20 protein-coding genes and 1 other RNA gene are annotated in these 23,434 nt (G+C 62.1%); 15 read left to right on the top strand and 6 right to left on the bottom strand.

Translation table 11 applies throughout. The annotated features are described in order from the left end of the window. The first annotated feature begins 76 nt into the window (after nt 1-76). Nucleotides 77-1,486 carry an FAD-binding protein gene (locus M9924_13520; protein MCO5065416.1) on the top strand — a complete coding sequence of 470 codons (1,410 nt, stop codon included), beginning with the start codon at nt 77-79 and terminating at the stop codon, nt 1,484-1,486. A 104-nt stretch (nt 1,487-1,590) separates the two neighbouring features. After that, nucleotides 1,591-5,547, top strand: coding sequence for an AsmA family protein (locus M9924_13525; GenBank protein ID MCO5065417.1), 3,957 nt, complete (start codon nt 1,591-1,593; stop codon nt 5,545-5,547). 2 nt (nt 5,548-5,549) lie between these two features. On the opposite strand, the gene M9924_13530 is transcribed toward M9924_13525, so the two are convergent. The 4 genes from M9924_13530 to ssrA form a co-directional block, all read right to left on the bottom strand. After that, nucleotides 5,550-5,786, bottom strand: a complete 237-nt coding sequence (locus tag M9924_13530; protein ID MCO5065418.1) for a ribbon-helix-helix domain-containing protein — start codon at nt 5,784-5,786, stop codon at nt 5,550-5,552. Continuing rightward, a complete protein-coding gene (locus M9924_13535; GenBank protein MCO5065419.1) occupies nt 5,783-5,971 on the bottom strand; it encodes a DUF4169 family protein in 189 nt (62 codons plus the stop codon). Before M9924_13535 ends, M9924_13530 begins: the two co-directional genes overlap by 4 nt. 2 nt (nt 5,972-5,973) lie before the next feature. Beyond that, complete coding sequence (locus tag M9924_13540) at nt 5,974-6,528, bottom strand: SspB family protein (protein MCO5065420.1); 555 nt, start codon at nt 6,526-6,528, stop codon at nt 5,974-5,976. A 143-nt stretch (nt 6,529-6,671) separates the two neighbouring features. Then, nucleotides 6,672-7,035: a transfer-messenger RNA gene (gene ssrA / locus M9924_13545) on the bottom strand. 96 nt (nt 7,036-7,131) lie between these two features. Here ssrA and M9924_13550 point away from each other — a divergent pair. From M9924_13550 to M9924_13580, 7 genes are all read left to right on the top strand, one after another. Next, nucleotides 7,132-7,443, top strand: coding sequence for a DUF2853 family protein (locus M9924_13550; GenBank protein MCO5065421.1), 312 nt, complete (start codon nt 7,132-7,134; stop codon nt 7,441-7,443). Nucleotides 7,444-7,538: 95 nt separating this feature from the next. Continuing rightward, nucleotides 7,539-8,336: a thymidylate synthase gene (locus tag M9924_13555; GenBank protein ID MCO5065422.1), complete on the top strand. Its 798-nt coding sequence runs from the start codon at nt 7,539-7,541 to the stop codon at nt 8,334-8,336. 8 nt (nt 8,337-8,344) lie between these two features. Next, nucleotides 8,345-8,839: a dihydrofolate reductase gene (locus tag M9924_13560; GenBank protein MCO5065423.1), complete on the top strand. Its 495-nt coding sequence runs from the start codon at nt 8,345-8,347 to the stop codon at nt 8,837-8,839. Nucleotides 8,840-8,968: 129 nt separating this feature from the next. Then, nucleotides 8,969-10,063 carry an FtsH protease activity modulator HflK gene (gene hflK / locus M9924_13565; GenBank protein MCO5065424.1) on the top strand — a complete coding sequence of 365 codons (1,095 nt, stop codon included), beginning with the start codon at nt 8,969-8,971 and terminating at the stop codon, nt 10,061-10,063. Beyond that, on the top strand, nt 10,060-10,986 hold the full coding sequence (locus tag M9924_13570) for a protease modulator HflC (protein MCO5065425.1): 927 nt from the start codon (nt 10,060-10,062) through the stop codon (nt 10,984-10,986). Before hflK ends, M9924_13570 begins: the two co-directional genes overlap by 4 nt. Before the next feature lie 3 nt (nt 10,987-10,989). Continuing rightward, nucleotides 10,990-11,175 (top strand): DUF2065 family protein, encoded by a 186-nt coding sequence (locus M9924_13575; protein ID MCO5065426.1) that lies wholly within the window; start codon nt 10,990-10,992, stop codon nt 11,173-11,175. A gap of 117 nt (nt 11,176-11,292) precedes the next feature. Continuing rightward, a complete protein-coding gene (locus M9924_13580) occupies nt 11,293-12,774 on the top strand; it encodes a DegQ family serine endoprotease (protein ID MCO5065427.1) in 1,482 nt (493 codons plus the stop codon). A gap of 61 nt (nt 12,775-12,835) precedes the next feature. Here M9924_13580 and serB read toward each other — a convergent pair whose 3' ends face one another. After that, nucleotides 12,836-13,729 carry a phosphoserine phosphatase SerB gene (gene serB / locus M9924_13585; GenBank protein ID MCO5065428.1) on the bottom strand — a complete coding sequence of 298 codons (894 nt, stop codon included), beginning with the start codon at nt 13,727-13,729 and terminating at the stop codon, nt 12,836-12,838. Between serB and miaA the strand changes: the two genes are divergently transcribed. Beyond that, nucleotides 13,728-14,642 (top strand): tRNA (adenosine(37)-N6)-dimethylallyltransferase MiaA, encoded by a 915-nt coding sequence (gene miaA / locus M9924_13590; GenBank protein ID MCO5065429.1) that lies wholly within the window; start codon nt 13,728-13,730, stop codon nt 14,640-14,642. The two genes, serB and miaA, sit on opposite strands and share 2 nt — an antisense overlap. Before the next feature lie 15 nt (nt 14,643-14,657). On the opposite strand, the gene M9924_13595 is transcribed toward miaA, so the two are convergent. Beyond that, nucleotides 14,658-16,478 carry an ATP-binding protein gene (locus tag M9924_13595; protein MCO5065430.1) on the bottom strand — a complete coding sequence of 607 codons (1,821 nt, stop codon included), beginning with the start codon at nt 16,476-16,478 and terminating at the stop codon, nt 14,658-14,660. Nucleotides 16,479-16,832: 354 nt separating this feature from the next. Here M9924_13595 and M9924_13600 point away from each other — a divergent pair, with 354 nt between their 5' ends. The 5 genes from M9924_13600 to M9924_13620 all read left to right on the top strand — a co-directional run bounded on the left by M9924_13600 (nt 16,833) and on the right by M9924_13620 (nt 23,407). Continuing rightward, nucleotides 16,833-18,584, top strand: coding sequence for an acetolactate synthase 3 large subunit (locus tag M9924_13600; protein MCO5065431.1), 1,752 nt, complete (start codon nt 16,833-16,835; stop codon nt 18,582-18,584). A 35-nt stretch (nt 18,585-18,619) separates the two neighbouring features. Then, nucleotides 18,620-19,192, top strand: a complete 573-nt coding sequence (gene ilvN / locus M9924_13605; GenBank protein ID MCO5065432.1) for an acetolactate synthase small subunit — start codon at nt 18,620-18,622, stop codon at nt 19,190-19,192. Between the two features lie 112 nt (nt 19,193-19,304). Next, on the top strand, nt 19,305-19,901 hold the full coding sequence (locus M9924_13610) for a LysE family translocator (GenBank protein ID MCO5065433.1): 597 nt from the start codon (nt 19,305-19,307) through the stop codon (nt 19,899-19,901). 119 nt (nt 19,902-20,020) lie between these two features. Then, nucleotides 20,021-22,192 (top strand): mechanosensitive ion channel family protein, encoded by a 2,172-nt coding sequence (locus M9924_13615; protein ID MCO5065434.1) that lies wholly within the window; start codon nt 20,021-20,023, stop codon nt 22,190-22,192. An 87-nt stretch (nt 22,193-22,279) separates the two neighbouring features. Beyond that, nucleotides 22,280-23,407: an ATP-dependent RecD-like DNA helicase gene (locus M9924_13620; GenBank protein MCO5065435.1), complete on the top strand. Its 1,128-nt coding sequence runs from the start codon at nt 22,280-22,282 to the stop codon at nt 23,405-23,407. The last annotated feature ends 27 nt before the right edge of the window (nt 23,408-23,434 follow it).

A 23,434-nucleotide genomic window follows, 5' to 3' on the forward strand; every position in this document is an offset into this window, starting at 1 on the left:
ACCTCACCATTTCCCTTGGACTTATGGTTCGACCGCCTTCATAAGTGCAACCGCCGCTGACTGAGGGAGGATGGCCATGGCATTGAAGGATTTGCGCAGGGTTGAACGCAACGAAGCGGGCATTGCGACCGCGCTCGGGATCCTGAAGCAGCGCTTTGCCGACAGGCTCCAGGTCGGGCAGGCTGTGCGCGAACAGCACGCCCACACGACGACCTATATTCCCAATCAGGCTCCCGACGGCGTCGTGTTTCCTGAAAGCACGGAGGAGGTCCAGGAGATTGTCCGCGTTTGCGCGGAGCATCGCGTACCCGTCATTCCCTATGGGACAGGCACCTCGCTTGAAGGCCATGTCAATGCGCCCGGCGGCGGCATTTCAATCGATACATCGCGGATGAACCGCATTCTCGCCGTCAATGTGCAGGACATGGATTGCACCGTCGAGCCCGGCGTCACCCGCGAGGACCTGAACCGGCATCTGCGCGACAGCGGCCTGTTCTTTCCCATCGATCCCGGCGCGAATGCCAGCCTTGGAGGGATGGCGGCGACTCGGGCATCCGGCACCAACGCCGTGCGGTACGGCACGATGCGCGAAAATGTGATCTCGCTGACGGCGGTGATGGCAAACGGACGGGCGATCACCACGGCAAGCCGCGCGCGCAAAACCTCCGCGGGCTATGACCTCACCCGCTTGCTCGTCGGCTCGGAAGGAACCTTTGGGGTCATCACCGCGATCACGCTCAAGCTGTCCGGGATTCCGCAGGCCATCTCCGGCGGCGTCTGTCCGTTTCCGGATATCGAATCTGCCTGCAAGGCGGTCATCATGACCATTCAGATGGGCGTTCCCGTCGCCCGCATCGAACTGGTCAACCAGCTCCAGATGCAGGCGATGATTGCCTATTCGAAGCTCAACTATCCCGAAAGCCCATGCCTGTTCGTCGAGTTTCACGGCTCGGACGCGGGCGTCGCCGAACAAGCGGAAACATTCGGAGAAATCGCGGCGGAGTTTGGCGGAGGCCCGTTCCTCTGGACCAGCGTCGCGGAGGAGCGCAACGAATTGTGGAAGGCGCGGCACAATGCGTACTGGTCGGCGCAGACCCTGCGTCCGGGCGCGAAGGCGCTGTCGACGGACGTCTGTGTGCCGATCTCGCGGCTGGCCGAATGCATCGCCGAAACGGAGGCCGACATCCAGAGTTCCGGCCTGATCGCCCCGATTGTCGGCCATGTGGGAGACGGCAATTTCCATGTCCTGGTGCTGATGGACCCGGAAGACCGCAACGAGATCGATGCGGCGGAGGAATTTGTCGGACGCCTCAATGCGCGGGCGATCGCCATGGAGGGAACCTGCACGGGCGAGCATGGCATCGGGCAGGGCAAGATCGCCTTCCTGCGCAGCGAACTTGGCGACGCCGTCGACTTCATGCAGGCGATCAAGCGCGCGCTTGATCCGGACGACATCATGAACCCGGGAAAGATATTGCCTCTTTGAAAGCAAACCTTGCTTTCATCCACGGTTCGACCGCATAAGATAAAATTGTGTTTGCCTGAGAGATCGGCGAAACGCCCTGAACCCCGGCCTGTCGTTGAGAACCGATGCTTGCCCGCCTTTTTGTCTTTGTCGGCAGCCTGATCGTCTTGGCACTGATGGCCGCGTTGATCGGGCCATATTTCATTGACTGGACGTCCTATCGTGCCGATTTCGAGCGAGAGGCGAGCACGATACTGGGCCGGGAAGTCAAGGTGAACGGCGCGGCTAAGGCCCGCATCCTGCCCTTTCCTTCGGTGACATTCTCGAACGTGACCGTCCGCAACGCGAGCGGCGACGGATTCGCCATGACCGTGGACGAGTTCTCCATGGATGCCGAGCTTGCTCCCTTCCTGAGCGGCGACGTGCTGATCTTCGACATGCGGCTGGTTCGGCCGAAGGCGACCATCGTCATCGACAGCGAGGGCAGGGTGGATTGGGCGCTGCGCCCGAGCGTGCCGTTCGACGCCCGCAACATCACGCTTGAGCACGTCGCCATCACAGATGGCGAGGTCCAGATTCATTCAGGGAACGGGACCAGCAGGACACTTGGCGATATCGACGCGGTTGTCGCGGCGCGCACGCTGGCCGGTCCATGGCGGGCAGAAGGCACCTTGCGGCTGGACGGGCGCGAAGCCGCCGTCTCGGGATCGACGGGGGTGGCCGACGCCGAAGGGTTGCGGCTCAAGCTCAAGGTCGAGCCGACCGACCTGCCGATTATCGCGGAGCTTGAAGGCCTCGCTTCCAGCAACGGAGGGGTGATCGGTTACAAGGGCACGTTCCATGCGAATGAACGCCTGGCCGCTCCCAAGGGCGACAGGAAGGGCGGGGCCGCGCGGGCCCAACAGGTCGGCAACCGCGTCAGCGGGGCCTTCGACCTGAACGACAAGCGCCTGCTGGTTCAGGAGTTCCGCTTCGAGGCTGGACCGGCGGAAGACCCCTACGTCGCGAATGGCAACGCATCGGTGGACTTTGGCATTGCGCCGCATTTTTCGGTGAGCGCGACGGGCGCCCAGATAAGGCTTGACGACGAGGCGGAGCAGGGCGGGACGAGCGGCTCCACCATGGCCGAACGCATCTCCACCATCGAAACCGTGCTGGCTTCCCTGCCGCTGCCGGTCATGCCGGGCGCGGTCGATATAAGGCTGCCTGCAATCGTCGCGGGCGATACGACCATACGTGACGTCGCGCTTGCCGCGACCACCGCCGACGACGGATGGAATATCGACCGGCTGACCGCAACCCTGCCGGGCCGCACGACGCTCGAATCGAACGGCGCGCTGGAAGTGCGGCCCGCACTGTCATTCGATGGCAGGATGCTGCTGGCGGTCGGCCAACCTTCGGGTTTTGCGGCGTGGCTCGCGAATGACATCGACGCTCCCGTGCGCCGGTTGTCGAAGGCCGGGTTCGAGGCCAACGTCCAGCTTTCCTCGCAGCGGCAGGTGCTTACCGACCTTCAACTGATTGTTGGCGGCGCGCGCTTCAACGGAAGCGTGACGCGCAGTCAGCCGGAAGGCGCGATGCCTCATCTTGCGGTCAATCTCGACGGCGGCCCTGCCAGCAGAGACGAAGCAGCCGCGCTTCTTTCGCTGTTTCTGGACGAGAACCGTCAGAACCGGCTCGCTTCTGAGGACACGGATCTCAAGCTTCGCGTCACTCCTATCGGAGATGAGCCCTACAACGCCGAAAGCCTTGACCTTGCCTTGCGCCTGTCAGGGCAAACGGTCGAAATCGACCGCCTGTCGGTCACGAATCTCGCGGGTGCTTCACTTGCCGCGACGGGCAGCGTAGAGCAGCTTGGCGCGCAGCCCAGGCTCAAACTCGATGCGTCGCTGCTGGCCGACGATCTTGAACCGTTCATTGGCCTGCTGGCGGCGGGAGGGAGCAATCGCGTCGCATCCTGGTTGCAGCGCAGCGCCCGTGATTACACCGGCCTTCTCAAGGACACGAATATCGATTTCCTGATCGATGCGTCGGCGGGCGAGGGCGGTCAGGGCGACCTTCGCCTGACGGCCAAGGGCATTGCCGGCGGCACAGCGATTGACACCACGCTTGCATCATCGGGCATGTGGGGCCAGCCCGACAAGGCGACCATCGACCTTACCTCGTCGCTGAAGGCGGATGACGGCAGCGCATTTCTGGCGCTTGCGGGTGTCCCGGTCCTGCCGCTTGGACTGGCTAGCCCTGCGCAGGCCGACATCCGCATCAAAGGCGTGCCTTCCGCCGACATGCAGACCAATATTGCGGTAAAGGCCGATGCGGACACCGCAAATTTCGCGGGCACCATGTCGTTAGGCAATGATGACCTGCGAATCCGTGGTCTCGGAAGCCTCAGCGCGGCGGACGTCGAGCCTTGGCTGATGACGGCGGGGGTGGCCTTTCCGGGCGTGGGCACGGGCACGGAAGTCGGCCTCAAGGCCGAAGTTGACTACGGAAAGGGGCTGCTCGTTCTTGGAAACATGAGCGGGCGCATCTCGGAGCGTGCGGTTTCAGGCGATCTGAACGTCGAACTGCACGATGGTTTGCCGAACGTCACCGGCACACTGGTTGCCGACGAAATTGATCTTGCGCAGGCCGCGCAGATGGTGCTCGGGCCAAATGCGTTTGACAGCGACGGCGGCAACTGGCCGTCAGCGGCGTTCCAGCCGGACACGAACGCGCCGGTGAGGGCGGACCTCGACATCAGCGCGGCGACCCTGTTGTTCGGCGATGATTTCGCCCTGCACGACGCGGTGCTTTCGCTCCAGCTTGACGATGAGGGCCTGAAGGTCCCGGAACTGAGTGCGCGCTTCAACGAAGGCACGCTGACCGGATTGTTCGACCTCAAGAACAGCGCGGCCGACGGGCTGTTTACCGGTCAGTTCAGATTGGCCGGGGCGCGGCTTGAAAACGTCCTGCCGAAGCTCGGCGTGAACTTTTCCGCCCTGTCTGGCAGCGTCGACCTGTCCGCCTCCCTGACCGCTAACGGCAAATCCGTCAGCGGCATGATGGCTTCGCTGGCGGGTTCCGGCAGCGCTTCGCTTCGAGATGTTTCGCTGCAGGGCATCGATCCCACGGCCTTTCCCGAACTGGTCAAGGAAGCAGATCGGGTCGGTCGCGACGTGGATGCCGCGCGCACGGCCCAGTTTGCGCCGAGCATTGTCCGCCAAGGTGTTTTCGAGGCGGGCAATGCGGATGCAGCCTTCACGGTTGCGGCGGGCGTGGTGCGCATGCCACCCCTGCATTTTGATCGCGCGGACAGCCTTCTTTCGGGTGAACTCAAAGTCGACCTCAATCGCTTTGACGTGGAGGCGAAGGGGACGATGGCCTACAAGCCGGGCGACGAGGCGCTGGTGGGTTCCGAACCGACGGTGGGTCTCGTCCTGTCGGGGCCGCTCGACGCTCCGGTGCTGGCGGTCGATACGCAGCAGCTTGGCCAGTTCCTGACGCAGCGCGCATTGGAGATTGAGCAGGCGCGCGTGGAAGCCATGCAGGCGGCGTTGCTGGAGAAGCAGAGGCTGCGGCGCGAGGCGAATTATTTCGCTGCGCTCGATCTTGAGCGCAAGCGGGCTGCCGAGGAACAGCGACGCCGCGAGGAAGAAGCGAAGCGCAAAGCCGAAGAGGATGCCCGCCTGAAAGCGGAAGCGGAAGCCCGTGCCAAAGCGGAAGAAGCTGCCAGGCTCCAGGCGGAAGAGCAGGCGCGCAAGCTGGCAGAGGAAGAAGCGAAGCGCAAGGCCGAGGAGGCCGAGCGTGCGCGCCGGGAACAGCAGTCCGCGCCCGTTGTGCCTGCGCAGCCGGCACCTCAACCGTCACAGGGAGTCGGTCCGAATGCGCCGGGTGGTCCGCCGCCGGCAACGCCGCCCGCAAGCGAAACCAGCGTACCCGATGTCGCGCCCGCACCGCAGCCGAAACCCCAGCCGCCGGCAGCGCAGCCTGCTCCGCCGCCGCAACCCGCGCCGCGCCAGGCCCAGCCACCTGCAAATGCGTTTCCGCCGCCGCCGAAGCCTTCGACGATCACGGATTTCCTTCGGTCGCTCGGAGGCTGAATCTATCCTGCGTTTGGAACGTCAGGATTTCGGCGAACCCGTTCGAACACATAGAGACGGATTGCCGACGACAAATTGGTGTCGCGCGCCCGCGTTTCGTCGATCTCGGCTATGAGCTGGGCGACCGGCATGTTCCGCGCCAGCGCGATTTCCTGCAAAGCATCGAAGAACGGCTGTTCCACGGAAAAGGACGTGCGGTGCCCCCGTATGGAAACCGAGCGCTTGACGACGGCGCTCATTGCTCGTCGGGCTTGGTCAGGCGATGGCCTTCCAGACGGCGCAGTTGTGTATCATGCTCGTCTTGCGCGGCGCGCTTTTCGGCCTTGGTTCGGCCATGCGCGGCGCGATTGTGCGCGGCCTCGCGGCCTGCTTCCTCACGCTGTTTTCGCTTGCGGGCAAGGCGGAGGTTAACGACGTCCGCCATCGCTATTTCTTGCGGAAGGCGTCGAGCGACACGACTTGCGCGCTCTTGCCGTTTTCTCCATCGGCGGGCTGCGCTTCCTCGGCGCGCGCTTCCTGCTTTTCCTTGGCGGCTTTTCCCGCCTTCTCTGCCTTCGACTGCGCGGCGGAGGATTTCGCTTTCTTTTCGGGTGCGATTGGGATCGGGCCTTCGACGGGCGCATCGGCCTTTACGTCGAACTCAAGCTCGAAATTGACCGAGGGATCATAAAAGCCGCGTACGGCGGAAAACGGAATCTCCAGCTTTTCCGGCACATCCGCGAAGGATAGCCCGACCTCGAAGCCCGTCTCTGTGACTTTCAGGTCCCAGTACTGGAACTGGAGGACAATCGTCATCTGCTCCGGATAACGCTCGCGCAGGCGGCTCGATATGCGAACGCCCGGCGCGCCGGTCAGGAAGGTGATGAAGAAATGATGGTTGCCGGGAAGCCCGGTGCGCGCAACTTCAGCCAGCACCTTGCGCATGACGCCGCGCAAGGCTTCCTGGGCAAGAATGTCGTAGCGAATCTGATCTTCGGCCATGTGCGCCAGAGTTTGGTTCGATTCCGTCCCATACGTCTAGTCAAGCTTGTCCGCGAGGTAAACCGATATCGCATGGATCAGGTGTGAATTTGAACCGGCCCATCCACTTGCGGGACTTAATGACCGTTGACGAAAGAAAGCGAAGTGGAGGTTTCTGTTGCCAGGTACCTCCGAACCCCGCCTGAGGGTGCTAACCGACAGGGCTTTATTCGAGACTATCGCGCCGCATTAAGCAGCGAGACGTGCCTCAGCATAGTTGTCGTTGGCAACTATAAGTTTAGCCCGATAACGGTGGTACAATGCCGGGCAAAAGTCCGATCTTTACACCCTCGTCGATCCTGTTTCGCCCCCATCACAAGCCGCCCGGTATCGGTGCGCGGCGGTTTGTGGTGGAGGCGCCGGGTACCGCCCCCGGGTCCGAATGGCTTATTTCATCGGCCGTTTATCGCCATAGTCAGTCAAGCTGACGGGATTGATATAGGCATCCGCGAACAAAAAGAAAAGCGTCTTGAACTTGACTTGAAGCCGTCAAAAATCGCAGCTTGGTCGTGTGTGACGCAGGTGAGCAGGAAAATTCACGCTGCGGTTGAGACGGAGGGAATAATGGCTGACTATCTCGCAGACGTGAAGAAATACGATGCGACCGCATCCGAAGAAGTGGTGAACAAGATCGTCAAGCATCTTGGCATTGCGTTGCGCAACGCGGACGCGCAGCTTGTCTCCTGCACCGATCCGCAAGAGCTGGATCGCATAAAGAAGGGTTTCATCGCCAAGAAACTGGGCGAAGGCGACGCCGCCAAGGCCGATTCGGTACTGGAAAAGGTCTGCCAGTCAATGTCCGCCGACCGCACCAAGGCGCGCGTGACCTTCTATTATCTGGTTGCGAAGCATTACGGAAAGCTCGCCACCCTCTGATTGCTTTCAAGCGGCTTCTACGCGGCGTGGGGCGCGGTGGCGCTGCTCCGCGCCTTTCGCTATTCTATGCAACCTGAACCGAATCATCTGACGACATGCGCCAGTATCTCGACCTTCTGCAACATGTGCTCAACCATGGCACGGACCGGAACGACCGCACCGGCACGGGTACGCGCTCCGTTTTCGGCTACCAGATGCGCTTTGACCTGTCGCAGGGCTTTCCGGTCACGACCACGAAGAAGCTGCATCTCAAATCGATCATCCACGAGCTTCTCTGGTTTCTCGCTGGCGATACCAACATCAAGTACCTCAACGACCACGGCGTCACGATTTGGGACGAATGGGCCGACGAGAATGGCGATCTCGGCCCGGTATACGGCAAGCAATGGCGGTCCTGGCCGGGCGGTCATGACGGCAAGCCCATCGACCAGATCAGGAATCTCCTCAACGAGATGGAGCGAAATCCTCATTCGCGCCGCCTGATCGTGTCCGCGTGGAACCCCGCCGATGTTGAGGCCATGGCGCTGCCGCCGTGTCACTGCCTGTTCCAGTTCTATGTGTCGGATGGCCGCCTCTCATGCCAGCTCTATCAGCGCTCCGCCGACATCTTCCTCGGGGTGCCGTTCAACATTGCGTCCTACGCGCTCCTCACCATGATGATCGCGCAGGTGCGCGGGCTTGGACTGGGCGATTTCGTGCATACGCTGGGTGACGCGCATCTTTACTCGAATCATTTCGAACAGGCGCGCGAGCAGCTTCGCCGCACGCCGAAGCCCTTGCCGACCATGTGGATCAATCCGGTAGTGAAGGACCTGTTCGCCTTCCGGTACGAGGATTTCCGGCTGGACAATTATGTCGCGGACGCTTCGATAAAAGCCCCCATCGCGGTCTGAACTCGGCCATGCGGATCGCCTTCTATGTCGCCATTGCCGACAATGGAGTCATCGGCCATGAAGGCGGGCTGCCTTGGCGACTGTCGTCCGACCTCAAGCGGTTCAAGGCCGAGACGATGGGAAAGCCCCTTCTTATGGGCCGCAAGACATGGGACAGCCTGCCGCGCCGCCCGCTTCCCGGCCGGTTGAACATCGTCGTCAGCCGGGACTCGTCCTACCACGCCGAGGGGGCGGTGCTTGCCGCATCGGTGGAACAGGCGGTGGAGATCGCGGCTAGGTCAGGAGCCGACGAAACTGCCGTGATCGGCGGCGGCGAGATTTTCCGTGCGCTGTTCGACCGCGCCGGCAGGCTGAATGTGACGCATGTGATCGGCAATGTGCCGGGCGACACTCATTTTCCCGAAATCGCGCCCGACGAGTGGAGGGTGGTGGAAAGCACGGACTTCCCCGAAGGGGAGCGGGACAGCCATCCGACGCGCTATGTCGTCTACGAGCGCCTATGAGAACCGGCTGATTGGTCACAAAATGCGGCGTGACCGATCGGTTGCGTTGAAAGGCGCGTGCGTGATCCCTATAGAGGGTGAAAATATCCGACGCCGGCCATCAACCCGGTGCAGCGCGAAAGGAAATCTATGCCCTGGAACAATCAGAGCGGCAGCGGCGGCCCCTGGGGAGGCGGCGGCAATGCCGGAGGCCCGTGGGGGCAAGGTCCGAAAGGCCAAGGTGGCGGGCCGCAAGGTTCACCTCCCGATCTGGAGGATATCATCCGCCGAGGACAGGACCGTCTCAAGAATGCCCTGCCGGGTGGCGGCACCTCGGGCCCGGTCGTCGTCGGGGTGGTGGTTCTCGCGCTGCTGGTCGGCTGGCTTTTCAAGGCCATCTACACAGTCCAGCCCGATGAGCTTGCCGTCGAACTGGTGTTCGGCAAGCCGAAGCAGGAACTGTCGCAACCCGGGCTACATTTCCATTTCTGGCCGATTGAAACGGTCGAGAAGGTGAACACGGCGGAAAAGCTGGTCACTATCGGGTCCCGCTCGCGTGACGCCGCGACTTCCGGGCTCATGCTCTCCGGCGATCAGAACATCGTGGATGTGCAGTTCTCGATCGCCTATCAGGTCAGCAATCCGGAAGCCTATCTGTTCGACGTGACCGATCCCGACGCCATGGTGCGCCAGCTTGGCGAAAGCGCCATGCGCGAGGTGGTCGGACGGCGCCCCGCGCAGGATGTTTTCCGCGACGACCGACAGGGGATCGCGGATGACGTGCGCGCCATCGTGCAAGGGTCGCTCGACGAATATCGCGCGGGACTGACCGTCAACGCCATTTCCATCGAGGACGCGTCCCCGCCGCCGGAGGTTGCCGACGCCTTCAACGAGGTGCAGCGCGCGGAACAGGATGAGGACCGCTTCGTGGAGGAGGCCAACCAGTATTCCAACCAGAAGCTCGGTCAGGCGCGCGGTCAGGCGGCGCAGATCACGGAAGACGCAGCCGCCTACAAGAACCGCGTCGTACAGGAAGCAGAAGGTGAAGCGCAGCGCTTCATCTCGGTCTACGACGAATATGCCAAGGCGCCGGACGTGACGCGCAAGCGCATGTTCCTCGAAACGATGGAGAAGGTCCTGAAGGATTCGAACAAGGTTATCATGGATGAGAAGAGCGGAAGCGGCGCGGTGCCATACCTGCCGCTGCCTGAGCTTCAGAAGCGCAATGCAGAGGGGGCGAACTGATGAACCGTCTCCAGATTATTGCAATCGCCATCGCGGTCATAGCGGTGCTGATCTATTCGTCCATATTCGTCGTCAACGAGCGGCAGCAGGCGATTGTCCTGCGCTTCGGTGAAATCGTCGACGTCAAGAGCGAGCCCGGCATCTATTTCAAAATGCCTTTCGGCATGTTCGAGGCCGATAATGTTCAGATCATCGAGGATCGGCTGATCCGCTTCGATCTCGACAACATCCGCGTTCAGGTTTCGGGCGGCAAGTTCTACGATGTGGACGCCTTCGTCGTCTATCGCATCGCCGATCCGCGCCGGTTCCGCTCTGCGGTTTCGGGGCAGGTTTCGCTTGCCGAGCAGCGCATTCGCACCCGTCTGGATGCCGCCCTGCGCAGGGTCTACGGCCAGCGCGGGTTCGAAGCGGCCCTGTCGGACGAACGCGGGGTGATGATGAGCGAGGTGCAGCAGCAGATCGCCGCGGACGCGAGATCACTGGGCCTTGAGATCAAGGATGTCCGCATCCGCCGGACCGACCTGACGGCGGAGGTTTCCCAGCAGACCTATGAGCGCATGAAGGCAGAGCGACTGGCCGAGGCCGAAAGGCTTCGGGCGAATGGCCGCGAGGCCGCGCAGCGCATCAAGGCGCGCGCCGACCGCGAGATGGTCGAGATCGTCGCCGCTTCCCAACGCGAGGCCGAGATCGTGCGCGGCGAAGGCGAAGGCGAGCGCAACAAGGTGTTTGCCGATGCATTCGGGCGCGATCCGGAATTCTTCGATTTCTACCGGTCGATGAATGCCTATTCGCAAGCGCTCGACGGACAGGGCACGACCATGCTGCTGTCACCCGATTCGGAATTTTTCCGGTATTTCAGGGACGCCGGTGGCAATGCCGCGCCGGGCGCCCCTGCTGTTTCGCCTGCGCCTGCGGCCCAATAGATCGTGGAGTATCTCTTCACGACCATTGGGTTGCTGCTCGTGTTCGAGGGGCTGATCTATGGCGGATTTCCGAATGCGGCCAAGCGGCTGGCAAAGGACGTCATCGAGATGCCGGAAACGGTTTTACGCGTGGCGGGCATCGTTGCTATGGCCGCGGGCGTGCTTGTCGTATGGCTGGCGCACGGTTGACGATCACATTCCGGCGGGTTCGGCGTGAGGCCGCAAACCCGCCCCAATTCTGTCGAAAAAACGGGGCGGCCTGGCGCGCTGCGCTGCTTTCATGAACTGCCGGGAGGCGATTTCTCGATGACCAGAGTCCGTAGCTCGATAATCGCGGTCAGTGCCGCCCTGATGTTGGGAGCGGCCATTTTGCCCGCAACCGGCGTTGCTGCCTTTGCCAAGGGGCCGGATTCGGTCGCCGATCTCGCGGAAGGGTTGATGTCGTCGGTCGTGAACATTTCCAGTTCGCAGCACCAGAAGGGTGGCGGTCCCGAAGCCGTGCCAATGCCCAAGCTGCCCGAGGGTTCGCCCTTTCAGGACTATTTCGACGAGTTCTTCAAGGATCGTGAGGGTGAGCAGGACAGCGGTCCTCAGACCGCGCAATCGCTCGGCTCCGGCTTCGTCGTCGATGCGGCGAAGGGCCTGATCGTCACCAACAACCATGTCATCGCCGATGCCGACGACATTGAGGTCAATTTCTCCGACGGCTCGCAGCTCAAGGCCGAACTCGTCGGCACCGACACCAAGACCGACATAGCTGTGCTCAAGGTCGATCCTGCCGGCAAGGCGCTCAAGGCGGTCAAGTTCGGCGATTCGAACAGGATGCGTGTCGGGGACTGGGTCATGGCCATCGGCAACCCGTTCGGGCTTGGCGGCACGGTAACGGTCGGCATCGTCTCGGCGCGCAATCGTGACATCAATTCCGGTCCATATGATGACTTTCTCCAGACAGATGCCGCGATCAACCGTGGCAATTCCGGTGGGCCGCTCTTCAACATGGACGGCGAGGTCATCGGCATCAACACGGCGATCATCTCTCCGTCCGGCGGTTCCATCGGCATCGGCTTCTCCATCCCGTCACAGATCGCGCAAGGCGTGGTCGCGCAACTTGGTGAGTTTGGCGAGACGCGGCGCGGCTGGCTCGGCGTGCGCATCCAGCCGGTCACGGATGATATTGCCGAAAGCCTCGGCATGAAGGGCGCCAAGGGCGCGCTCGTTGCCGGCACCATCAAGGGTGGGCCGATCAAGGAAGGCACCATTCAGGCAGGCGATGTCATCGTCAAGTTCGACGGGCGCGACATTGAGGACATGCGCGACCTGCCGCGCATCGTCGCGGAAAGCCCGGTCGGGAAGGAAGTCGATATCGTCATTGTGCGCAAGGGCGTCGAGCAGACGGTCAAGGTCACGCTCGGGCGTCTGGAGGATGGCGAGAAACTCGGAGATGAGTCCGGTGGCGACCAGACCCAACCGGATTCGCCCGCTGCCGATACCACCACGGTGCTGGGCATGACCGTCGAGGAACTGGACGATGCGAGCCGCGAAAAATTCGGCATCGGCAAGGATGTCTCCGGCGTCGTCGTGACGGCGGTCGCACCGGATTCGATTGCCGCGGAGCGCGGCGTTGCGGTTGGCGACGTGATCACCGAGATTGCACAGGAATCGGTCAAGGCTCCGAAGGACGTGACGGATCGCATCGCAAAGCTCAAGCAGCAGGGCCGCAAGAACGCGCTGCTCATGCTCGCTTCGAAGAATGGCGAGTTGCGCTTCGTCACCATGCGGATGGATTGAGTCCGCAAGCCGCCGTAACGATCTGAAAAACCTGCAAAAAGGCAGCCTTCGGGCTGCCTTTTCAGTGCGATCCCACGAATTCGTCCCGCCTGTAACCCTGAATGTAGAGCAGGGCCGTGAGGTCCCCGTTGTCGATCCGCACCCGCGCCTGCTCGGCGACGGACGGCTTGGCATGCAAAGCGACGCCGGTCCCTGCCATGCGGATCATGTCGAGATCGTTCGCGCCGTCGCCAACGGCAATCGCGTCGGCGGGCGTGAGGCCGAGCCGCGCGGAGATTTCGGTGAGCGCGGTAGCCTTCGCCTCGCGGCCCAGAATGGGGTCGCGGACCGTTCCGACGAGCTTGCCGTCATTCGTGTTGAGGTGATTGGCGCGATTTTCGTCAAAGCCGAGCTTTGCGGCAATCGGCCCGGTGAAAACGTCGAACCCGCCCGAGACCAGCGCCGTCCAGCATCCGTTTGCCCGCATCGTCTGCACCAGCGCTTGTCCGCCCGAGGCCAGCGTTATGCGGTTGGCGATGATGCGGTCGATCACGCCGAAATCCAGTCCCGCAAGCAGCGCGACGCGCTCGCGCAGAGCGGGTTCGAAAGCCATTTCGCCGTTCATCGACCGTGCGGTAATCGCTGCGACATGCTCCTTCACACCCACTTCGTCGGCCAGTTCGTCGATGCATTCCTGGTCGATCATGGTGGAATCCATGTCGGCGATCAGCAGGTTCTTGCGCCGCCTGTCCGCCTCCTGCACGACGATGTCGACGGCCGCGCCGCCGAGCGCCGCCGCAACGTGGCTGTTGCATTCTGCCGCCGTGAGTGCTGGATCGGGCACAAGATCGCAGGCGATCAAGTCGGCCAGCCAGTCGGTCCTGCTCGCCCCGATCGATTTGGCCGCGCTTGCGGCGATTTCAGGCGTCAGAACAGGCCGGACAGGACTGGACAGGAGCGTAACGATCAGCGGCATGACAGACTCTGTTGCAGGCAGGCGCACCCGCCCGATGAAAGACGCGATCCTGATAGCCGGGCCGACCGCCAGCGGCAAGTCGGCGCTTGCCCTTCGCTTCGCGAAGGAAACGGGCGGTATGGTCATCAACGCGGATTCCATGCAGGTTTATGACGTCCTGCGCCTGCTGACCGCGCGTCCCGGCGCGGAGGAGATGGGGCAGGCGGATCACAGGCTTTACGGCCATGTGCCGCCGCAAAGAAGCTATTCGACCGCCGAGTGGCTGCGCGATGTCTCCGCACAGTTCGAAATGCTTGATGGCAGGACACCGATCCTCGTTGGAGGAACCGGGCTTTATTTCACCGCGCTGACGGAAGGGTTGTCATCCATGCCGGACGTGCCGCCGGACATGCGCGCCTATTGGCGGGGCAAACTCATTGCCGAGGGTCCGGGCGCGCTGCACGCGCTGCTTGCGGCGCGCGACCCGGAGACCGCGCTTCGCCTTGCTGAGACGGATGGGCAGCGCATCGTGCGTGCGCTGGAAGTGTATGACGCATCCGGTCGGTCGATCAGGGACTGGCAGTCGCAAAGGGAAGCGCCGCTGGTCGATCTTGCGTCCAGCCGGGCGTTGGTGATCGACCCGGACCGTAAGCAACTGGCCGAGCGCATCGAGCGCCGCTTCGACCTGATGATGGGGCAGGGCGCGCTGGCAGAAGCCGGGGAGTTGCTGGCGCAGCGGCTATCCCCGGCATTGCCGGTCATGAAAGCCATCGGCCTGCGTGAACTCGGCGCCCATCTTGACGGAGTGCTGCCGCTTGATGAAGCGGTTGCTCGCGCCAAGGCCGCCACCCGCCAATACGCAAAGCGGCAGATGACGTGGTTTCGCAACCAGTTCGGGCAGGACTGGCGTCGCGTGGGGATGGACGGAGTTTGACCTGCTCTCGGCGCGTCAGCGCTCGCGCAGGCCCATGCTGCTCCTGAGCGGGGAACCGGACTGATGTTCGGATTCGCGGGTGGCAGGTCGTGGCGCGTAAGGCGCGCCGGGTGTGACAGCCGGGCCGACGGGCGTTTCAAGGAACGAACCCTGCGCAGCCATGAACGCCTTCGGGTCGGGCACATTGCGTAGCCGGTTGACCACCGCGACAAGATCGACCTCTTTGTGCGCCTTTTCGCTGCCGTCGCCATTGCCGTGATTTCCCGGCAATTCATTGCGACTCAACTTCACGAATTTAAGCCGCATGGTCGTGGAAACGCCTTCGCCAAAGGCAATCGCCTCGCGCTGCCCCATGGAGGACAGGAAGGCGAGGGTCGAGGCGGAGGAGTCCGCAATCGCGGAGCGGATGATCGCCTGGTCCTTTTCATTGGCGAGGCGCATGGCGAATACGGTCGAGCACTGCGACAGGATGGTGGGATCGAGTTCGCCGGGGCGCTGCGTGACCACCCCTAGGTAGCAGCCATATTTGCGGCCTTCCTTGGCGATGCGCGAGAGGGCGTGGCGGGTGGGTGCGAAGCCGAGCTTCGGATCTGCGGGCATGTAGCGGTGCGCCTCCTCGCAGAGCACCAGAAGCTCCATCCTGCCCTCGCTCCACAGCGTCAGGTCGAAGGCAAGCCGCGCCAGAACAGAACACACCGCGTTGACGATTTCAGACGGCATGCCGGCCATTTCGAAACAGGTGATCTGCTTGCCGTTATGCGGCATGCGGAAGATCGTTCCGATGGTTTCGTGGATCGTGTCCTCGATCATTCGCGATCCGAACATGAATTTGTAGCGCGGATCCACGATGGCGGATTCGATGCGCGCCTTCAGCGAGCGGAACACAGGCCGGTCTGATTTGGCATCCAGCGCGCCCATCCGCTCGTCCAGCAGCTTGAGCAGGTCGACCATGCGATAGGGAACCGGCGTGTCGGCGGTCAACGCGTCGCCTCCGCCGCCACGCCGCATCAATCCGGCGCCGGGGCTGCGGTAGTGGTGCTTGGCCAGCGGGATAATGTCGCGCAGGATTTCGACCTCGTCCATTTCGATCTCGCGGCCACGGAACAGCACTTCCGCGAATTCCTCGAGGCGGAACATCCAGAAGGGCAGGTCCAGCGTGTCGGCATCGATCCGGTAGGCGACATCGCCGAGCGATGGCCCGAATTCGTTATGCGGATCGAACACCAGCACGCGCAATTCGTTGCGCGCGGCGATGGCGCGGCGCAGCAGGATCGATACCGCCGTCGACTTGCCGACGCCGGTCGTGCCGACCACTGCGAAATGTCGCGTCAGCGTATCCTGGATCGCGATATTCGCGTCTATCGACTCGTCCTGAGAAAGTGTGCCGATATTGACCGTTTGCCTTCCGGCGAGGTCGTAGATCGCCTTCAAGTCGCGCGCGCGAATGCGGTGTGCAATCGCGCCGATATGGGGATAGCGCGTGATGCCGCGGTCGAAAATGGGAGGGGCGCCTGTCGCCATGTCGCGAACTTCGCCCACGAGCTCTATGCTGATTTCGATCGGGTTGCTGGCTTCTTCATGCCATTCGGGCGTGGTCTTGGCGATTTCGTAGACGAGGCCGACTGTACGCGTCGTCCCGAGGTTGATGGAGATCATCCGCCCGACAACCCATTGCTCGGTTGTCGCCATGCCCTCATCGGGGGTGACCTCCGCCGCAAGTGTGGCGCGCGCTCCGTCACACCGGATCACATGGCCGAGAAGGCGCACATCGTTTTGCGTCGAGTCGCGCCGTTCTTGTGATGTCGCTTCGCCTGCGGATTTCGTCTCTTCAAACATCTTCGCTTCCCCGATTGCGATCAGGGACGCTAAGGTCCTTGGGTTAAATCTGAATGCAAAATGATGGTGTATCAGTGCTGAAATTCATCGCGAAAATTCGATTCATTTCCGGCTGATTTTCGCCATTGACAGGCGATGCCATTCGCAACTAGTGTCCGCGCCCATGAAAACGTCACTCATTATCGTAGTAGGAAGGCGCGTGGGCAAGGCGGTGTAACCGCCGGGCAAGTTCCTCCCATGCGCTGCACACAGGCTCCTTCGGGGGCCTTTTTTATTGCCTCCAATCCGACTAAACGACCGATCAGAACGACAGACAGGACCAGACCGATGGGCAAGCAAAGTGAACGGCGGGAAATGACCGGCGCCGAGATGGTGGTGCAGGCGCTCAAGGACAATGGCGTGGAGCATCTCTTCGGCTATCCGGGCGGCGCGGTCCTTCCGATTTACGACGAGCTTTTCCAGCAGGACGACGTTCAGCACATTCTGGTGCGCCATGAGCAGGGCGCGGGCCACGCAGCCGAAGGCTATGCGCGATCCACCGGCAAGCCCGGCGTCATGCTGGTCACGTCCGGTCCGGGGGCAACGAACGCCGTAACGCCCTTGCAGGACGCGCTGATGGATTCCATCCCGCTCGTCTGCATCACCGGGCAGGTGCCGACCAGCCTCATCGGCTCTGACGCGTTTCAGGAGTGCGATACGGTCGGCATCACCCGTCCCTGCACCAAGCACAACTGGCTGGTGAAGGACGTCAACGACCTTGCGCGAATCCTGCATCAGGCTTTCGTCGTTGCGACGACCGGCCGTCCGGGTCCGGTTGTCGTGGACATTCCCAAGGATGTGCAGTTTGCAAAAGGCACCTACACGCCGCCGGAAACGGCGCCGCGCCTCAGCTATCAGCCGAAAATGCAGGGCGACCTCGAACTGGTCCGCGAGGCTGTCGAACTGATGGCAAAGGCCAGGCGGCCGGTCATCTATTCAGGCGGCGGCGTGATCAATTCGGGGCCGGAGGCAAGCCACCTCCTGCGCGAACTGGTCGATCTGACGGGTTTCCCGATCACCTCGACCCTGATGGGACTGGGCGCTTATCCGGCGAGCGGCAAGAACTGGCTGGGCATGCTCGGCATGCACGGATCTTACGAGGCCAACATGGCCATGCATGATTGCGATGTCATGTTGTGCATCGGCGCGCGCTTCGACGACCGGATCACGGGTCGCCTGAACGCGTTCTCTCCGCACTCCAAGAAAATCCATATCGACATCGATCCGTCGTCGCTGAACAAGAATGTCCGTGTCGACATTCCGATCCTGGGCGATGTCGGGCTGGTGCTCGAGGACATGGTCCGCCTGTGGCGGGCTACCGCACGGTCGGACAAGAAGGAACTGTATCCGTGGTGGGAGCAGATCGCCCGCTGGCGCGCCCGCAATTCCTTCGCCTATGCGCCCAACAAGGACGTCATCATGCCGCAATATGCCATCGAGCGGCTCTACGAACTGACAAGGGACAAGGACGTCTACATCACGACCGAGGTCGGGCAGCACCAGATGTGGGCAGCGCAGCTTTTCGGCTTCGACAAGCCGAACCACTGGATGACCTCCGGGGGTCTCGGGACCATGGGCTACGGCCTGCCGGCTGCTCTCGGCGTGCAGATCGCGCATCCCGACGCGCTGGTCATCGACATTGCGGGCGATGCCTCCGTCCAGATGACAATTCAGGAAATGAGCGCGGCAGCCCAGTATGAAGCGCCGATCAAGATATTCATCCTGAACAACCAGTACATGGGCATGGTCCGGCAGTGGCAGCAATTGCTGCACGGCAACCGGCTGTCGCATTCCTACACGGAGGCGATGCCCGATTTCGTGAAGCTGGCCGAAGCCTATGGGGGCCATGGCATACGCTGCGACAAGCCGGACGAGCTGGACGACGCGATCACGGAAATGATCACGGTGAACAAGCCGGTCATCTTCGATTGCCGTGTCGCGGCGCTGGCGAACTGCTTCCCGATGATACCGTCCGGCAAGGCGCACAATGAAATGCTTCTGCCCGACGAGGCCACCGACGAAGCGGTCGCAAATGCGATCGACGCCAAAGGCAAGCAGCTCGTCTGACAGCCGGAACCCAGAAAACACAGAAAGACCGAACCATGTCCGCCCAGCAGCAACCGACCGGCTCCGCCTATTTTATCGCAAAGGAGACCGAGAGACCGGAAACGCACACGCTATCGGTGCTTGTCGACAACGAGCCGGGCGTGCTGGCGCGCGTCATCGGCCTCTTCTCGGGACGCGGCTACAACATCGAGAGCCTGACGGTTTCGGAGACCGAGCACGCGAAGCACCTGTCGCGCATTACCGTCGTGACGCGCGGCACGCCGCACGTGCTGGAGCAGATCAAGCATCAGCTTGAACGCATCGTGCCGGTCCACCGCGTGGTGGACCTTTCCGTGCGCGCCGCCGAACTCGGGCAGGACAAGCCGCTGGCGCGCGAACTCGCGCTGGTCAAGGTGGCCGGAACGGGCGAAGCGCGGGTCGAGGCGCTGCGCCTGGCAGATGCCTTCCGCGCCAAGGTGATCGACGCCAATACCGGCCACTTCATTTTCGAGATCACCGGCGCGGTCGCCAAGATCGAGCAGTTCATCGCGATCATGAATCCGCTGGGATTGGTGGAGGTCTGCCGCACCGGCGTGGCCGCGATGAATCGCGGCGCACAGGGCATGTAGCCTGCCGCGCCGGCATGCCGTCCGGCGCAATTGTCACTGTTACAACAATAAGTTGGACACGCATTGCCGGTTCCGGCAAACGTTCGCGCGCTCCAACCCTGGAACTTTCGCCGTGTCCCATGAAACGCTCGCAGCGCTCCTCGTCTATGCATTCGTGACCTCGATTACGCCGGGGCCGAACAATTTCATGCTGCTGGCCTCGGGCGTGAATTTCGGGTTCGTGCGCACGATCCCGCATATGTGCGGAATCGGCTTTGGCTTCTTCACGCTGCTTATGGGCGTCGGGTTCGGGCTGGGCGCATTGCTGACCGCGTTTCCACAGCTCCACCTTGCGCTGAAGGTGCTTGGGGGGGCGTATCTGCTGTATCTTGCATGGAAGATCGCCATGTCGCGGAAGATGGACGAAGGAACAGGCGCCGCAGCAGGCCCAATGAACTTCGTGCAGGCGTCGCTCTTCCAATGGGTCAACCCGAAGGCTTGGGTGATGGCCATAACCGCGATGGCCCTCTATCAGGACGCCGAGAATCCATATTGGTCGGTGCTGCTGATCGGGGTGGTCTTCGCGCTTACCAACTTTCCGACCGTCTCGACATGGGCGGCTTTCGGCGTCGCCCTGCGTGGCTTCCTGTCCGATCCCGTGCGGCTGAAATGGTTCAACATCTGCATGGGCGTATTGCTGGCCACCACGCTTTGGCCGATGCTCAAATAGCCGCACGCGTAATCTTGTCGGCAATGGCTGGACGTGCGCCCGAGAGCGGATATTCTCGCGCGGAGTTTCGGTTGCGTCACATCGATGGTTGGCGCGCCTGCGCTTGAGGGGTTTGAAGCATGGCTTGGCTGGGTCTGCGCTCGTGTGTATTGGCTGCGGCCTGCGCAATATTGTTTGCGGTCACACCCGCCAGCGGCCAGGGCGCGCCTGCGGCTCCGCCGGAGAAGGTCGATCAACTGATCCAGTTGCTTTCCGACCCTGCGATCAAGGAATGGCTGGCGCAAAACACGTCAAAGGCGGAACCGGCCTCGCAGGCGACCGCCGATTCCTCGGAAGGCATGTCCAAATCCGTGGTTTCAACGGGTCTTCAGCGCATCAGGGAGCATGTGCAGGGTCTTGCGCGAGCGGTACCCGACCTGCCTCGGCAGTTCGAAAGAGCCCGCGTCATCACCATGCTCGAATTTGAGAATCGCGGGCTGATCGGCGTCGCCTTCATCGTCGCCATTTTCATTGCTGCGGGCCTGTTGCTGTCGGGCGTCGTCTATTGGCTGACCGAACGGCTGCGGCTGTGGGTGATCGGGTTGCCGCGCAATACGCCGCTCGGCAGGGCCAAGAAGATCGGCGGTCGCTATCTCTACGCAACGATCCTGATCCTTGCATTCGTTTTCGGAAGTGCGGGTGCGTTCCTTATGTTTCAGTGGCCGCCGCTGTTGCGGGAGATTGTGCTGGCCTATCTCACCGCCGCGATATGCGTCTGGGCCGTGCGCAGCTATGTGGCGAGCGCGCTTGTCCCTTCCTTCATGGGCGTCAAAGATGCGGAGAGGGTGCGCGCGCTGCCTGTCTCGAATGCGGTCGCCGATCACTGGACGAGATGGCTGGTCATCATTGCCGTGTGGTCTTCATTCTGGTGGGCAACGTTTTCTCTCGCGCCCATTCTTGGGTTCACGCCGCAGGGCATACTGGCAATGATGGTGCCCACGAGCACAGTGCTGCTTGGGCTTGGCCTTCTGGCGGTCTGGCGGCGACCGCGCGAGATCGTTGATGACGCTCACCCGCGCAGGCTTGGGTTCACTGCCACGACCTGGCTGCTCACCTTGCTATTTGTCGTCCTTTGGCTTCTGCGCCTGGCCGGTCTTTGGTTTGCGATGTGGCTGCTCATGGCGGTAATCGGCGTGCCCTTTCTTATTTATCTTGCGCACAAGGCAGTCCATTTCGTTCTTCGGCAGGATCCGTCTGACGAACCCGGCGTGGCGATCCCGGCAATTACCGTCGCCATCATCGATCGTGCGATACGTGTCGCCCTCATCGTTGTCGGTGCCTATCTGCTGGCGCGGGCGTTCGGTCTCGGAATTTCAAGCATGCAGAGCGAGGAACGCCCCGTCCTGAACATGATTCTGCGGGGCCTTCTGAATGCTGCCGTCATCATCATCGTTGCGGATTTCGGCTGGAGCATCATCAAGGCAACAATCAAGCGGCGGCTGGGCGGCGCAACGCGTTCAGGTTCCGAGCTGGAGGATGCGGCGCACGCAGTCGACCCGCGTCAGGCGCGGCTGCTGACTTTGTTGCCCATCATCCAGAACATCGTATTCGCGGTCATCGTCGTCATGGCCATCCTGATGATCCTGTCCTCGCTGGGTATCCAGATCGGACCCTTGATCGCAGGCGCGGGTGTGGTGGGCGTGGCTGTCGGGTTCGGCGCGCAGACCCTCGTGAAGGATGTCATATCGGGCATATTTTATTTGCTGGACGATGCATTCCGCGTGGGCGAGTACATCAGCAGCGGTAAATATACCGGTACCGTGGAGAGCTTCAGCCTGCGATCCATCAAGCTGCGCCATCATCGCGGCCCGCTTTACACCATTCCCTTCGGCGAGCTTGGGGCTGTGCAGAACCAGAGCCGGGATTGGACCACCGACAAGTTCAACATCACCGTCGGCTACGAAACCGACATCGACGCGGCTCGAAAGCTTATCAAGAAAGTGGGTCTGCAAATCGCTCAGGACCCCGAATTTGCTCCCTATGTGATCGAGCCGATCAAGATGCAGGGCGTGCAGGATTTCGGAGAATATGGCGTGGTGCTGCGCCTGAAATCCACGCGCAAGCCGGGTCAGGCATTCGGCATGCGCAGGAAATTCTACATCGCGATCAAGCAGGCGTTCAAGGAAGCGGGGATCGTCATTCCCATCGCTTCCGTGCATGTGCACCATGACGAGCCGGTGGTGGAAAAGGTGGCTGCGCAAGCGGCGCAGGTGCGTCGGCGAAAGGCGGCTGCCAAAACCGAGGAAGGCTGACATGCTCGGTTGCGTTCTTGTTGTGTTCTGATAAGGATTTGAAGCGGGCCCTTGTGTCCGCAACCCGAATCCTGCCACTCCGAACCAATGGAATTCTCACCTCAACAGGACGAAGCGCTCAAGGCGGTCGCGCGTTGGCTCAAGGGCGGGCGTCCACAGCTTTTCCGGCTTTTCGGTTTTGCCGGGACCGGCAAGACCACGCTTGCGCGCTATTTCGCCGAACATGTCGACGGGCAGGTGCAGTTCGCCGCGTTCACGGGCAAGGCCGCGCAGGTGCTGCGTTCCAAGGGGGCAACGAATGCGCGCACGATTCACTCGCTGATTTACCGTCCGCGCGGCGAGGAGCAGGTCGAGGACGAAACCACCGGCAAGACCTCTATGTCGCCGACCTTTTCGCTCAACCGGCAAAGCCCGGTCGCGAAAGCGAAGCTTATCGTCATCGATGAATGCTCCATGGTGGACGAGCAGTTGGGGCGCGACCTCATGTCGTTCGGCACGCCGATCCTTGTGCTCGGCGATCCCGGCCAGTTGCCGCCGATTTCCGGCGGCGGATTCTTCACTGAGCATGAACCCGACTATCTGCTGACGGAAATTCATCGGCAGGCCCGCGACAATCCCATCATCCGCCTTGCGCTCGATGTGCGCGAGGGGCGCGAGTTCATCAACGGCGACTACGGCACCGCGCAGGTGATCGGGCGCGAAGATGTCAATCAGGACCTCGTGCTTGCGGCGGATCAGGTGCTGGTCGGGCGCAACCAGACGCGGCGGCGCTACAACAAGCGGCTGCGCGAGTTGAAGGGTTTCAGCGCGCCGCACCCGCAGGCGGGCGACAAGCTGGTATGCCTGCGCAACGATCCCGCAAAGGGTCTTTTGAACGGCTCACTCTGGAAGGTCATGACCTCCTCGCGCGAGACCGTGAAACCGGGAATCAACCTGCTGGTCTCGCCTGAAGAGGACGATCCCGACCGGGGCGTTGCGAAGATCAAACTGCTCAAGGCCGCCTTTGAGGATCAGGAAGAGGAAATCCCGTGGTCTACGAAGAAGCGCTTCGATGATTTCGATTTCGGCTACGCGCTGACGGTGCACAAGGCGCAGGGCTCGCAGTGGAACAACGTTGTGCTGTTCGACGAGAGCTATGCTTTCAAGGAAACGCGCCAGCGCTGGCTCTATACGGCGATCACGCGGGCCGCGGAACGGCTGACAGTTGTGCGCTGAGACGCTGGATCAATCGAAAGGGCCAGC

It is taken from the genome of Rhizobiaceae bacterium (assembly GCA_023953835.1).
In the GTDB taxonomy this organism is placed as follows: domain Bacteria; phylum Pseudomonadota; class Alphaproteobacteria; order Rhizobiales; family Rhizobiaceae; genus Mesorhizobium_G.

Coding starts and splice junctions, on each gene's coding strand:
- M9924_13520 (MCO5065416.1), top strand. CDS start 77: ATGGCATTGAAGGATTTGCGCAGGGTTGAACGCAACGAAGCGGGCATT.
- M9924_13525 (MCO5065417.1), top strand. CDS start 1,591: ATGCTTGCCCGCCTTTTTGTCTTTGTCGGCAGCCTGATCGTCTTGGCA.
- M9924_13530 (MCO5065418.1), bottom strand. CDS start 5,786: ATGAGCGCCGTCGTCAAGCGCTCGGTTTCCATACGGGGGCACCGCACG.
- M9924_13535 (MCO5065419.1), bottom strand. CDS start 5,971: ATGGCGGACGTCGTTAACCTCCGCCTTGCCCGCAAGCGAAAACAGCGT.
- M9924_13540 (MCO5065420.1), bottom strand. CDS start 6,528: ATGGCCGAAGATCAGATTCGCTACGACATTCTTGCCCAGGAAGCCTTG.
- M9924_13550 (MCO5065421.1), top strand. CDS start 7,132: ATGGCTGACTATCTCGCAGACGTGAAGAAATACGATGCGACCGCATCC.
- M9924_13555 (MCO5065422.1), top strand. CDS start 7,539: ATGCGCCAGTATCTCGACCTTCTGCAACATGTGCTCAACCATGGCACG.
- M9924_13560 (MCO5065423.1), top strand. CDS start 8,345: ATGCGGATCGCCTTCTATGTCGCCATTGCCGACAATGGAGTCATCGGC.
- hflK (MCO5065424.1), top strand. CDS start 8,969: ATGCCCTGGAACAATCAGAGCGGCAGCGGCGGCCCCTGGGGAGGCGGC.
- M9924_13580 (MCO5065427.1), top strand. CDS start 11,293: ATGACCAGAGTCCGTAGCTCGATAATCGCGGTCAGTGCCGCCCTGATG.
- miaA (MCO5065429.1), top strand. CDS start 13,728: ATGACAGACTCTGTTGCAGGCAGGCGCACCCGCCCGATGAAAGACGCG.
- serB (MCO5065428.1), bottom strand. CDS start 13,729: ATGCCGCTGATCGTTACGCTCCTGTCCAGTCCTGTCCGGCCTGTTCTG.
- M9924_13595 (MCO5065430.1), bottom strand. CDS start 16,478: ATGTTTGAAGAGACGAAATCCGCAGGCGAAGCGACATCACAAGAACGG.
- M9924_13600 (MCO5065431.1), top strand. CDS start 16,833: ATGACCGGCGCCGAGATGGTGGTGCAGGCGCTCAAGGACAATGGCGTG.
- ilvN (MCO5065432.1), top strand. CDS start 18,620: ATGTCCGCCCAGCAGCAACCGACCGGCTCCGCCTATTTTATCGCAAAG.
- M9924_13615 (MCO5065434.1), top strand. CDS start 20,021: ATGGCTTGGCTGGGTCTGCGCTCGTGTGTATTGGCTGCGGCCTGCGCA.
- M9924_13620 (MCO5065435.1), top strand. CDS start 22,280: ATGGAATTCTCACCTCAACAGGACGAAGCGCTCAAGGCGGTCGCGCGT.